Source organism: Devosia sp. (genome assembly GCF_028290645.1).
Lineage (GTDB): Bacteria > Pseudomonadota > Alphaproteobacteria > Rhizobiales > Devosiaceae > Devosia_A.
On record NZ_JAQGJL010000005.1, the window covers coordinates 1 to 10986 of the forward strand.

The following is a 10986-nucleotide window of genomic DNA, read 5'->3' on the forward strand; positions in this document are numbered from 1 at the left end:
AGCGCATCCCACTCCTCTGGGAGAAGCTTCGTTACCTGCTGCTCACTAAGTTCGAACAGGACCCCTTGGAGGGTACTGACATCCGTTAGGCGATCAAGAAGGACCGTCACTGAGCTAGAAAGGCTGAGCAACAACTTTGCATAACTACCATAGACTGATTTATCACCGCCACTTCCGCCAGACTTTTCTATACTCTGAATCGAAAGCAGAAATTCGAAGTCCGCCTTAGTACAATTCTCACGAAGATATTCAACATCTTCCTTCCTCAGAGCGACTTTTCCTTCCTTCAGAACATCCCTTACGATCGGAAGATCATTCCTCGATCCTTGCCGAACCAAAATCGAAAGCGCGTCGCGTATCAAACCGGATCGAACGTACTCTAGGAGAGAAGCATCTTCGCCCTCGGCCGGCAAATGTGGAGCAATTAGCTCTTGAAAGCTGGATCGCAACGCGCTTCGTAGCTGATCACCGCGTGAATCAAAATTCCGCTCTATACTTTCAAGAATTGCCGATTGATTGTATACTGTCGAATCGGACGCTTCTGCTTCAAGATCGTTAGCATCAAGCATCTTTAAATGCGAACGCTCATACCTCTCGACCTCATTGATAGCTTCTAGCCCGCCAAGGAGTCCCGATCTCGATGCCCTCTGCCTCAGAAGTTCTTTGCCTTGTAAGGAAGAGAGCTTTCGCCCACGTCGTTCTTGCTCCAATAGAGCAGTCACCCTTACGCGAGAGCTAGAGTCCTTCAGGGCGCCCTCAAGGGTCTGGCTAGACGCAACTCCTCTAGAGATCAGCGACAGTAACGCAATCAGCCGCACACGTGGCGATCTGTGGGCCAGAGCCGACTCCGCCGTATGCTCATCAAGCCGAGTGCTCTCCGGCAAAATAGCATCGATAAGGTCAGATGGAAGACTCTCAAACGAAGCGGACAACAAATACGCCGCCGCGCTATCCCTGCTTGATCGTGACAACAGTCTTGCCATCGCTTCGTGTGCCGCCGATTGCGTTGCAGAGTCGTTTTCTGCTAGTTCTGCGGAGATCAACTGAACATCACTTGGCTTGCCAAAACGACCGATGTAGGTCAAAGCCGCAAGCTTCACAGAAGTGGAGTTGGGAGCTCCAATCAGAGATTTCAGATACTCTTCCCGAGTATTCGAACCAAAATCTGGTTCTAGACCAATCGTGGTTAGCGCCGCGATTGCGCCAAGGCGGATTTCCTCAACCTTGCTATAGGCGGCCACGAACGAGAGTTGCCGTGCTGGCGACACACCCCGGAAGTCATAGAGCCAATGCCAAAGCGGAGCGTTTTCGTCGGCGTAGTGGCTTAGGCCAGAGTTACGGAGTCCCACCACCTCCCCGGGCGAGAACTCGACCTCGTTCCTATGCAGGAAGGCCAAATTCGCATCGTGAACTTCAAGTGTCAGCCGGTCATTCGAGGCAGTGGCCAGAAACCCCCCTATCAGCCGGAGGCGCACTGCATCCATCGGCCGGTCAGTAGTCTGGTTGCTGTCGGCAAGGACTTCTGAAAGCGCAGTCAAGTAATTTACCAGGGCCGTTCTCGGGGGAGGCGTGGTCGAACTCGGCACCCGTGGGGTAGCCTCCTTGGGTGGAGGTTCCGCCGACTTTTTTGTGCTGACCTGGCTGACAGCAGCAAGTGCTTGAATATGGCTCGACAGGCCCCTTCGAAGCTTGTCTGAAAACTCATCTAAGCTTCCAAACTCCTCAAACAGAACTTTCCTATCGGCGACAACGCTCCTTCTAAATTCGAGCACCTTGGTGAGACTCGGTCCCGCATCGGATAGGTACTGAGGATCAACGCGCTTGAAGAATAGCTTCATCTGAGGCTCTCCAGTCGCCTCATGCCGCTGCAGAGAACGACTGAACTCCTCTTGGAACCCTGATGTGAAGGTTCCATCGTCCGTAGGAGGCGACCCCCAGTGTTTCCACATCATTCCCACGAATAACTCGCAGGTATCCATGTCCCTGTTAATTACTTCTTGGGGGCGCCCCAGTTGGGTGACGGTATCTTCCCATCCAATTAGCTCCACCTCATATCCGAGGAAACTCGCCCAAGTTCGATTGAACTCGTCAACGACGACCTTTGCCTGTCTTCGTTCGTCTGAGAGATCTCCCGGAGAAGCGAGAAATACCCGAACTATGTTCCTCGTAATTGGCACCGCTATCGCCCCAGATTCTCCAAACCATTATTGTGGCAGGGACGCCGAGTGAAGGGCCGCTTACGGAGTTATGCCCATGTCTCGCACGCGCGATCGCCCAATCCTTGTTGATGTGTCCATGCAGACGATGCCGAGGCTCACATCCGCCCCACAGAATTTCCCCCCAACTTATCCCCGCCCTCTCCCCCGCGATAACTCCCCCGTCTTCCCGCATGGGACAGGGTCGCGACGAACGGTCTGCGCCGGAAGATGGTCGGGTGGAGCGATGGTCGCGTCGCTCCAGACTGAAACCACGACGGTCGGAACGGTTCGCCGGTCAAGCCGCTGGTACGCGCGGAAGATGCCCGCCGTCATCGCCCTAACCATAGCCGCGCCACCCGCTTGCCCGTCAGCCGACGCCACAGCACATTGCCCCGCCAACCCGGAGCCTCCGATGCGCCTCCCCGCCATTGCCCTGCTGCTCGCCCTCGTCGCCGCGCCGGCCGTCGCGGCGCCTCAAATCGGCGGCTACACCAACATGAGCCACGATGCCGGCCACGGTACGCAGGTCGAGTACCTGTCGCCCGGTGGCGGGGCCTGGCTGTGGTACCCCGGCAATTCGGTCATCCTGCCCGGCAAGTGGAAGCGCTCCGGCGCCGATATCTGCTTTGCCTACACCGCCAACAGCTACAACCCGGTCACCGGCCATAAGGGCGGCGACTGGGAGTGCATGGAATACCGGCTCTGGTGGTGGGCCATCGACGAGCGCGTCGAGGGCGATCCGCTGAAACTCGAGGGCGCCACCAAGGTGCCGTTCAAGCTCCGGAAGGAACGTGTCCGCTTCGACAAGCTCATCGCCCGCGTCACGGGCAAGAAGCCGCCCGTCGAAGTCACCTTGCTCACGCCCACCGGCGAAGAGGCACAAAGCTGCAAGTCGATCCTTGCCAATGCCGAGCAGAGCAAGGCGGGCATGGCCCGCGCCGTCAGCACCTATTTCTACGGCATCTTCATGGGCGAGCCCTGCGTCAAGGTCGATTACGCCCGCGCCTTCGACCTCATGAAGCGTTCCGGCACCGACCCAACGCCCTTCCTCCGCGTGCTGCGCGAGCGCGCCGCCACCGGCAACCCCAAGGCAATAGCCGCACTTGCCCGCTTCGGCCCCTGACCAGGCCCCCCACAAGAAATCTCCCCCCAACTTATCCCCGCCCTCTCCCCCCATGCGATAACCCCCTCGTCTTCCCGCATGGGACGGGGTCGCGACGAACGGTCTGGGCTGGAGATGGTCGGGTGGAGCGATGGTCGCGTCGCTCCAGGCTGAAACCATGACGGTCGCCCCGGTAGCGCGGGGGAGCCGCTATGCACGCGGGGTGGCGCCTTGCCGGCGCCATCGAGGGACGAAAGCTGCCGGGCAAGGGCAGCGGGCAGCGGCGGCGGGCCGGACCCCTTTGGGTCGCCGACGACCAAAACCCTTCGTCCTCGCGATGCGGCACGGGATGCCCCGAGCCCTCCGTGGCATAAGCCCAAAACCCCGGTCGGCCGGCGAGGCGTGAGCCTCGATATTCATTGCGGACTACCCGCGTGGGGCAAACGCCTCGCCGGCCAACGTCCCACTGCCCACAAACCCCCGAGGCCCCCGGCGATCGGGCGCCCCGCTACGCCCATCGCTCCCCTCATCCGCCCGAAAGCCCGGCCATGCTCACCCCTGCTCGATCGTCAGCGTCCCATGCACCCGGTCCTCGATCGTCTGCAGCGGCAGGCTCAGCCGGAACTCCTGTTCCTCCGGCCTGAAGATCGAGAATCGGAACCCCTTGCCCGCCAGCTCCGCCGCCTCCGCTGCCGTCAGCTTCGGATGCCGGCCGGTCCGGTCGTTGAGGGGCAGCGTGTGGCTGGGCATGGGTCGGCTCCTGCATATGTTCTGGTTTTGTTCTAGCGCCGCCGCCCCGCCCGAGTCCAGCCGTCCGTGGCAATGTGATCGCACGCCTTCACCAGTCCGCGATCCCGCATTGCACCCCCGCCCGCCGCCTCCTAGCCTTCCGGCATCCACCCGAAAGGAGGCTCTGCATGCGTAACCCGTTCGTAGCCGCCGCCCTCGCCCTTCCCCTGGCCATGGGCACGCTCGCCCTCGCCCCCCTGCCCGCCGAGGCGGCCGCGCACACCGTCGTCATCCAGGGGCACAAGTTCCTGCCCGCGCGGCTCAGCGTCGCCAAGGGCGACACCATCACCTTCGTGAACAAGGACAGCGCCCCCCACACCGCCACCGCCACCGACGGCGCCTTCGATACCGGCCGCCTGTCCCGCGGCAAGAGCGCCAGGGTCAAGGTCAGCGCCGCCGGCACCCACGCCTATATCTGCCGCATCCACCCCTCGATGAAAGGCACCGTAACCGCCCGCTAACCCCCCGACGGGAGAGCCCGATGGACACCGTGCAAGACGCGATCATCGCCGAGGTCGAGGCGTTCTCGGCAGCCTGGAACCTGGCCGATCCGCAGCGCGCCGCGACCTTCTTCACCGAGGACGGTGTCCGGGTGGGGGCCTTCGGCGACCAGCAGCGCGGCCGCGCCGAACTCGCCGCCGCCTACAGGAAGCTGTTCGAGGGGCCGATGGCCGGCGCAGCCTTGCACCAGGAACGCGGCACGGTGCGGCTGCTGACTCCCGAGCTCGCCATCTGGCAGGGCGGCATCGAAGTCACCGGCCCCGCCGGCCCGCCGCTCAAAGGCCACGTCGTTCAGGTCATGAAGAAGGTGGGCAATCGCTGGCTGGTCCTCGAGTCTCACCCGAAATTCTTCCCACCCCGCCCCGCGCCACATGGCTGAGCTCCCCAACGCCCGCCGCCGGTCCCGTGACACAACAGGCCCGCCGCAATACCGCCCAGATTGCCGCGTTGCTCAGCGCACCCCAATCCGGAGCCGCCCATGCGCACCGCCCTCCTCGCCATCGCCCTGATGTCGGCCGCCCTCCTCGCCGCCCCCGCGGAAGCCGCATCGCGCAGCACCGCCCGCGCCTCCGCCGATCTGCCGGTCCGCGCCGGCCCCGGCATCCGCTACGAGACCATCGGCACGCTCGAGCAGGGCGCCGAAGTCCGCCTCGTGCGCTGCACCCGCGACTCCAACTGGTGCCTGTTCATCGCCGATGACGGCGAACCCGGCGGCTGGGTGCGCGGCTCCTATCTCGTCGGCTCGGGCGCCAAGCTCGAGGTCACCCCGCACCGCTTCCTCGAGTTCAATCCGCTCAATCCGCTCGACCGCTGCCATGATGGTGATGACGACAGTCTCTTCTGCCGCTGACCTTGGGGTCACGCCGCCACAGAGATGAACCGTTTCGGCCGGCTGCGCCAAAAAATTCCACATTAACAACGGTTTCAGCTACCGTTCAGGCACGTCCTTCTAATTTCGCGGTCAAGGCAGTGATGCCACCACGCAATCGAAGGAAGCAGAAAATGTTTGCTCGCACCCTGAAGACCGCCGCCCTCGCCACCCTCGTCGTCGCCGCCACCGCCGGCGCCTCGTTCGCCGCCCAGTACGCCTGGGTCGACAATGACGCCAAGGTCAAGCAGTTCCACAAGCAGGCCTCGCCGACCGTGAACTGGGTCTCCGAAGGCGACAAGGTCAAGATCATCGGCTCGTGGGGCAACTGGTACAAGCTGCAGATCCCCGGCCAGGACGGCTGGGTGAAGGCCAACGTCCTCGATTTCACCCCCGGCCCCGGCCCGTTCCCTGGCTATGGCTACGGCTACGGCGGCTCGTTCTGCATCAACGGCGACAACGCCTCGTTCTGCCTGAGCGGCGGCTACTGAGCCTACCCGACCGCACTCCGCTCCAGCCAAAGCGCGCCTCCGGGACCCTCCCGGGGGCGCGTTCTACATTAAGGCAGGCTTCAGGATGCGTTCAGCTTCGCCCCGTTACGGTCACACTTATGGCAGCAACGCCACCAACCATTCTCAAGGGGACTCGAATGATCACCCACACGCTGAAGCTGACCGCCCTCGCCACCGCCCTCGTGCTCGCCACCGCCGGCGCCTCCATGGCCGCCACCTGGGCCTATGTCGACCAGGACGCCAATGTCCGCAAGTTCCACCAGAACGGCTCCCCGGTGGTCAACGGCGTCGATGAAGGCGACAAGGTCAAGGTCGTCGGCCAGTGGAACAACTGGTACAAGCTCCAGATCCCCGGCCCCGACGGCTGGGTGAAGGCCTCCGTGCTCGATTTCGACTATTACGACGATGGCCCGGATTACCCGGTCAACCCCGGCTTCGGCTTCGGCAGCAATTTCTGCGTCGAAGGCAACAGCGCCCAGTTCTGCCTCGGCGCCAACTACTGATCCCACCGGCCGCAGCCCGGCCGATCCGCGAGCGCCTCCGGGATCCTCCCCCCGGCGGCGCTTTCTTCATCTTGCGTTAAGGAAACCCGCAGCGGGCTTGCCGCGTTCGGGACATGTCGCGCGTTGCTTCTTAAAGGAGCCTGACATGTCCCTCAATCGCCTGGCCCTCGGCGCCTCCGGCGCCCTGTTTGCCCTCGCTCTCGCCGCCCCGGCGGCCACTGCCGCAGAGGCCTTTGCCTCCGCCGCGGTCAATGTCCGCGCCGGCGCCGGCGCCAGTTTCGCCGTCGTAGATGTGCTCGGCCCCGGCCAACCGGTCGCGATCGACTACTGCCGCGGCGCCTGGTGCCTCATCCGGCAGTCGGGCCCGGATGGCTGGGTCAACGCCAACTTCCTCACCGCCGACAGCTACGGCGGCGGCCGCGACTACAATGACGAAGAGGACTACTACCCATACCCCGACTACACCGACAGGGACTATGCCGGCGGCTACTACGGCGGCGAGCGCTTCTACGACGATTATTTCTTCCTCGAGCGCCCGCACCAGCGCTACCGCAACTCCCAGTTTTACGGCAGCGAGATCTGCATCGCCGGCGTCATCGCGCAGGTGTGCGCTCGCGACTGAGCCCGCTTGCAGGTCGCGTTGACGCGGCTTATCTAACTCGCGTCAACAGCGCCGGCGCCCCGAATGGCCACTCAGATGAAACCCTATGTGAAGCTCGCCTCGACCCTCGCCAGCGTGGGTCTGGGCATCTTCCTCATCGAGCGCTTCGGACTCTCCGAACTCACCAAGAACGGGAGCCTGCATATCGATGGCACCATCCTGTCGCTCATGGTGCTCGCCCCCGTCGTGCTGATCATCGCCGCCGCCCTGGTCTTCATGATCGGCAAGATGCGCCGGCTCTGATCCCGCGTGCCGGGGCGACCGGCGACGAGCGGCCCCACGTGATCATTCCACCCGAAGCCGCTCGACGTCGATCCCGCGCGCCGTCAGCGGCTCGCGCATGCGCCGGCCCAGAAACTCGTTGATCCCGTAGAGCACCACCGCCGCGAGCAACAGCGCGATGCCGAAGCCGCGCGTCCCCTCTTCGGTGCCGATGGCGATCGCCGCCAGCACCGCGGCCGCGCTGCCGCCAATCAGGATGTACCACCGGCGCTCCGCCTGTACCCTGAGGTTCCGGGCGCTGGACAGCAGCAGGTCCCTGAGCTCGAGGTCGCTCATCGCCGCCAGCTCCGAGTTCCCGCCCTCGCGCCGGATGGTGTGCATATAGGCCTCGACGCGCCGCTCAGTCACCTCCTGCCGCTCGGCGTCCCGCCTGCCGCGTAAGAAGTAGCTGCCGACGAGCCCGATGAGCCCGAGCGCCAGCGCAATTTCCAGTAAAGCCACCATCGTCATCCCCTTGCCCGAGCCACCACGCCCGTCGCAATTCAAATGTCCCCGGCAGAGCGAGGATTCAAGGCGCGGGCTTTCAAAGCAGTCTCAAGCCGAAGGTGGGATGAGGGGGCCCGCAACCATAGGTTGCGCGATCGGAGCGAAGCGACACCGATGCCCGCGCCCCTCAATGCGCCAGCGTCTCTTCCTCCACCGGGCTCGGCGCCGCTTTCTTGCCTTGCTGGCTCAGGTGACGCTCGCGCGCCATCACCACCAGCCCCGCGGCCGCGATCACCCCGGCGCCGATCAGCGAAATCGGGTCGATCAGATGGCCGAAGAACTGGTAGCTGAGGAAAATCCCCCAGGGCAGCGAGAAATAATTGAAGGGCTGCAGCGTACTGGCGGGCGCGCGCGACAGCGCCACCATCATCAGCCCATGCGCCGCCGTCGAGGTGATCATCACGAACCCGACCTGCACCATCGCCGTCAGGTCCATCGGCTGCCAGAAGAACACCCCCACCGCCGTGGTCAGCACCAGCCCGCCGACCCCGACATAGACCATGCTCGTCGCCGTCGTATCGACGCTCGAAACCTTGCGCGTCAGCGCGATATAGACCGCATAGCTCGACGCCGAGACCAGCGCGAACAGCACGCCGCCGTCGATCGGCAGCCCGCCCGGCCTCACGATGATCATCGCGCCGCAGAAGCCGACGAACACCGCCACGATACGGAACAGCCCGACCCGCTCCCCGAGGATCGGGATCGCCACCAGCGTCGCGAGCAGCGGATAGACCAGCGTGATCGCCTGCAGTTCCGCCAGCGGCACCGTCTTCAGCGCCAGGGCGAAGGCCCAGATGTCCACCACCAGCAGCAGCGCCCGCAGCCCCTGCAGCCACGGGTGCTTCGAACGGAACGCGTGCTTCAACGGCCCCTGCCGGCTCGCCAGCACCAGCGAAAACGCGGCGAACGCCCAGAACCGCAGCATCGCGATCTGGAACGGCGAATGATGCTGCACCAGCGACTTGGAGACCGCGTCCTGGATGCCGAAAATGACGATGGCGAGTACGCTGAGGCCGATTCCGAGCGCAACATTGTCGGCCCGGCGGCGGGGTTGCCCGGTCGTGGGCTCGGTCATGGAAATCTCTGCACGTCGGAAGCCCCGGACCGGCGGCCCGGGGCAGGTAGCCGCGACTTATGCCGCTTATGTACTGCTCTTCATAGTGGCGTTTTTGACCAGCCCGGCGATGGTGGTGAGAATACCGCCACCGATGATCCCGACCAGCCCCTGCCCGGCCAGCGCACCGATATCGAGCCCGCCCGTACCGGCCGCGACGGCAGCGCCGCCCACGAGCCCGGCAAGACCGGGTATCTGCGCCGCCAGCCAGGTGCCGAGCCAGCCGCCGATTGCGCCGGCGATGGTATTGCCGACCGGTCCCAGGTTGACCTGCTTCAGGACGGCGGCAATGCCGTTGCCCCCGATGGCCCCTCCTATCAATTGCACGAGAATCGAAACAACTGCTTCCATTTTGGACGCTCCTCAGATCCAGCGTTTGGAAGCCGGGTGTGGCCCCCAACTCGCAGCACCGAGCATAGGCGCGAGTAGGCAGAGTCGGTAGAACCCCATCCCCCAGCCCACGAAACTCTAGGGGATAAAGCAGTTGCGACAGCTCTACTGTCAGATGGAAAGACTAGAGCCCGGCCCGGACTTACGCGTGGTTGGGCTGGGTGGGTCTCTCGTTGCCGCAAGGCGCTTCCGCATACTCGGTGTCATTTCCCGCGAAAGCGGGAACCTCCGATTGCGATCTCCCCGTGGGCGCAGGTTGAGAGGCCGAAAACAGAGGTGTCCGCTTTCGCAGGATTGACCCGGCGCGAGGGATGCGGGTGAGTGTTGCTGGGAGGTTTGGTTTCCAAAATCCTTCCCGCGCACTCGATGTCATCCCCAGCGACGACATTGCAAGCCTCCCCGCCCCGCACTCCTCTGCATCGCGGCCCGCGTCCAGAATTGAACCCGTGCCCCCGAGCGCCTATCTTCCGTTTCGACTCATGACATCCACAGCCAAACGTTCCCCGGCCGATCCCGGCCGTGTCGCCCTCATCACCGGTGCAGCCGATCGCATCGGCGCCGCCATTGCGCGCCGCCTCGCCCGCGAAGGCTGGGCCGTGGTCGTCCACTATCGCAACTCCGCCGAAAAGGCCGAGGCGCTGGCAGCCGACGTCCTCGCCGCCGGCGGCAACGCCGCGACGCTCGGCGCCGACCTCGCCGATCGCACCCAGCGCTCGCGCGTCATTGCCAAGGCCGCCGAGTTCTTCGGCCCCCTCACCCTCCTGGTCAACAACGCCTCGTTGTTCGAGCGCGATGCCGTCGCCGATCTCGACGAGGCCCTGTGGGACGCGCATTTCGCCATCCACGCCGAAGCCCCCGCCTTCCTGTCGCGCGATTTCGCCGCCCAGCTTCCGGCGGGCGCCGGCGGCAACATCATCAACATCATCGACGAGCGCGTGCTGGACCTGCCCCCCGCCTTCTTCAGCTACACGCTGTCGAAATCCGTGCTCTGGACCATGACCCGGACCCTCGCCCAGTCCCTGGCGCCCCGCATCCGCGTCAACGCCATCGGCCCCGGCCCCACCGTGCCGCCCCCGCACGTCACGCCCGAAGCCCACGCGCGCCGCCTCGCCAAACTGCCCCTCGGCCACGCCGCCGATGCCGACGGCATCGCCGATGGCGTTCTCGCCATTCTCGGCCTGCCGTCGATGACCGGCCAGATGCTCGCCCTCGATGGCGGCGAGCACATCGAATGGCCGGCCCGCCGCGGGCCGACCCCGAGGCGCAAATGACCGACACTGCTCCGATCCACGGCGCGGACGTCATCCGCAACTTCGTCAAGACCCTGCCCTCCTCGCCCGGCGTCTATCGCATGTTCGACGAGGCCGGCGAGGTCGTCTATGTCGGCAAGGCGCGCAACCTGAAGGCGCGCGTCACCAACTACACGCGCCCCGAAGGCCTCGATATCCGCATCCGTCGGATGATCGAAGCGACGCGCAACATGGAGTTCGTGCGCACCGAGACGGAAGCCGAAGCGCTGCTGCTCGAGGCCAACCTGATCAAGCGCCTAAAACCGCGCTTCAACGTGCTGCTGCGCGACG

Annotated in this window: 15 protein-coding genes and 1 pseudogene; 10 read left to right on the forward strand and 6 right to left on the reverse strand. The window is 64.3% G+C overall.

The window, feature by feature from the left end; translation table 11 throughout:
* The coding region (locus JWQ89_RS00155) for a hypothetical protein (protein ID WP_299637355.1) at positions 1-1838 on the reverse strand (1838 nt) is incomplete at its 3' end.
* Positions 1839-1889: 51 nt separating this feature from the next.
* A pseudogene (locus JWQ89_RS22465) lies at positions 1890-2177 on the reverse strand (DUF4062 domain-containing protein); the annotation flags it as partial.
* A 433-nt stretch (positions 2178-2610) separates the two neighbouring features.
* Here JWQ89_RS22465 and JWQ89_RS00160 point away from each other — a divergent pair.
* Positions 2611-3321 carry a hypothetical protein gene (locus tag JWQ89_RS00160; RefSeq protein ID WP_299637357.1) on the forward strand — a complete coding sequence of 237 codons (711 nt, stop codon included), beginning with the start codon at positions 2611-2613 and terminating at the stop codon, positions 3319-3321.
* A gap of 531 nt (positions 3322-3852) precedes the next feature.
* Here JWQ89_RS00160 and JWQ89_RS00165 read toward each other — a convergent pair.
* Positions 3853-4050, reverse strand: coding sequence for a hypothetical protein (locus JWQ89_RS00165; RefSeq protein WP_299637359.1), 198 nt, complete (start codon positions 4048-4050; stop codon positions 3853-3855).
* A gap of 167 nt (positions 4051-4217) precedes the next feature.
* Between JWQ89_RS00165 and JWQ89_RS00170 the strand changes: the two genes are divergently transcribed.
* The 7 genes from JWQ89_RS00170 (at position 4218) to JWQ89_RS00200 (ending at position 7377) form a co-directional block, all read left to right on the forward strand.
* On the forward strand, positions 4218-4550 hold the full coding sequence (locus tag JWQ89_RS00170; protein WP_299637361.1) for a cupredoxin family copper-binding protein: 333 nt from the start codon (positions 4218-4220) through the stop codon (positions 4548-4550).
* 20 nt (positions 4551-4570) lie between these two features.
* The gene (locus tag JWQ89_RS00175) at positions 4571-4969 is read left to right on the forward strand and encodes an SgcJ/EcaC family oxidoreductase (protein WP_299637363.1); all 399 of its coding nucleotides are present in this window, start codon (positions 4571-4573) and stop codon (positions 4967-4969) included.
* 99 nt (positions 4970-5068) lie between these two features.
* Positions 5069-5440 (forward strand): SH3 domain-containing protein, encoded by a 372-nt coding sequence (locus tag JWQ89_RS00180; RefSeq protein ID WP_299637365.1) that lies wholly within the window; start codon positions 5069-5071, stop codon positions 5438-5440.
* Positions 5441-5592: 152 nt separating this feature from the next.
* Complete coding sequence (locus JWQ89_RS00185; protein WP_299637367.1) at positions 5593-5949, forward strand: hypothetical protein; 357 nt, start codon at positions 5593-5595, stop codon at positions 5947-5949.
* A gap of 158 nt (positions 5950-6107) precedes the next feature.
* A complete protein-coding gene (locus tag JWQ89_RS00190) occupies positions 6108-6473 on the forward strand; it encodes an SH3 domain-containing protein (RefSeq protein ID WP_299637368.1) in 366 nt (121 codons plus the stop codon).
* 145 nt (positions 6474-6618) lie between these two features.
* Positions 6619-7095: an SH3 domain-containing protein gene (locus JWQ89_RS00195; RefSeq protein WP_299637369.1), complete on the forward strand. Its 477-nt coding sequence runs from the start codon at positions 6619-6621 to the stop codon at positions 7093-7095.
* Between the two features lie 63 nt (positions 7096-7158).
* Positions 7159-7377: a hypothetical protein gene (locus tag JWQ89_RS00200; RefSeq protein ID WP_299637371.1), complete on the forward strand. Its 219-nt coding sequence runs from the start codon at positions 7159-7161 to the stop codon at positions 7375-7377.
* Between the two features lie 42 nt (positions 7378-7419).
* On the opposite strand, the gene JWQ89_RS00205 is transcribed toward JWQ89_RS00200, so the two are convergent.
* The 3 genes from JWQ89_RS00205 to JWQ89_RS00215 all read right to left on the reverse strand — a co-directional run bounded on the left by JWQ89_RS00205 (position 7420) and on the right by JWQ89_RS00215 (position 9367).
* Entirely contained in the window at positions 7420-7860 is a 441-nt protein-coding gene (locus JWQ89_RS00205; protein ID WP_299637372.1) for a hypothetical protein, read from the reverse strand.
* Between the two features lie 169 nt (positions 7861-8029).
* A complete protein-coding gene (locus JWQ89_RS00210; protein ID WP_299637374.1) occupies positions 8030-8977 on the reverse strand; it encodes a DMT family transporter in 948 nt (315 codons plus the stop codon).
* A 66-nt stretch (positions 8978-9043) separates the two neighbouring features.
* On the reverse strand, positions 9044-9367 hold the full coding sequence (locus JWQ89_RS00215; protein WP_299637376.1) for a hypothetical protein: 324 nt from the start codon (positions 9365-9367) through the stop codon (positions 9044-9046).
* A gap of 518 nt (positions 9368-9885) precedes the next feature.
* On the opposite strand from JWQ89_RS00215, the gene JWQ89_RS00220 reads away from it, so the two are divergent.
* Entirely contained in the window at positions 9886-10677 is a 792-nt protein-coding gene (locus tag JWQ89_RS00220) for an SDR family oxidoreductase (protein ID WP_299637378.1), read from the forward strand.
* Positions 10674-10986 (forward strand): GIY-YIG nuclease family protein (locus JWQ89_RS00225; protein WP_299637380.1); only part of this gene is annotated, 313 nt, incomplete at its 3' end. The genes JWQ89_RS00220 and JWQ89_RS00225, both read left to right, overlap by 4 nt.

Coding starts and splice junctions, on each gene's coding strand:
- JWQ89_RS00160 (WP_299637357.1), top strand. CDS start 2,611: ATGCGCCTCCCCGCCATTGCCCTGCTGCTCGCCCTCGTCGCCGCGCCG.
- JWQ89_RS00165 (WP_299637359.1), bottom strand. CDS start 4,050: ATGCCCAGCCACACGCTGCCCCTCAACGACCGGACCGGCCGGCATCCG.
- JWQ89_RS00170 (WP_299637361.1), top strand. CDS start 4,218: ATGCGTAACCCGTTCGTAGCCGCCGCCCTCGCCCTTCCCCTGGCCATG.
- JWQ89_RS00175 (WP_299637363.1), top strand. CDS start 4,571: ATGGACACCGTGCAAGACGCGATCATCGCCGAGGTCGAGGCGTTCTCG.
- JWQ89_RS00180 (WP_299637365.1), top strand. CDS start 5,069: ATGCGCACCGCCCTCCTCGCCATCGCCCTGATGTCGGCCGCCCTCCTC.
- JWQ89_RS00185 (WP_299637367.1), top strand. CDS start 5,593: ATGTTTGCTCGCACCCTGAAGACCGCCGCCCTCGCCACCCTCGTCGTC.
- JWQ89_RS00190 (WP_299637368.1), top strand. CDS start 6,108: ATGATCACCCACACGCTGAAGCTGACCGCCCTCGCCACCGCCCTCGTG.
- JWQ89_RS00195 (WP_299637369.1), top strand. CDS start 6,619: ATGTCCCTCAATCGCCTGGCCCTCGGCGCCTCCGGCGCCCTGTTTGCC.
- JWQ89_RS00200 (WP_299637371.1), top strand. CDS start 7,159: ATGGCCACTCAGATGAAACCCTATGTGAAGCTCGCCTCGACCCTCGCC.
- JWQ89_RS00205 (WP_299637372.1), bottom strand. CDS start 7,860: ATGGTGGCTTTACTGGAAATTGCGCTGGCGCTCGGGCTCATCGGGCTC.
- JWQ89_RS00210 (WP_299637374.1), bottom strand. CDS start 8,977: ATGACCGAGCCCACGACCGGGCAACCCCGCCGCCGGGCCGACAATGTT.
- JWQ89_RS00215 (WP_299637376.1), bottom strand. CDS start 9,367: ATGGAAGCAGTTGTTTCGATTCTCGTGCAATTGATAGGAGGGGCCATC.
- JWQ89_RS00220 (WP_299637378.1), top strand. CDS start 9,886: ATGACATCCACAGCCAAACGTTCCCCGGCCGATCCCGGCCGTGTCGCC.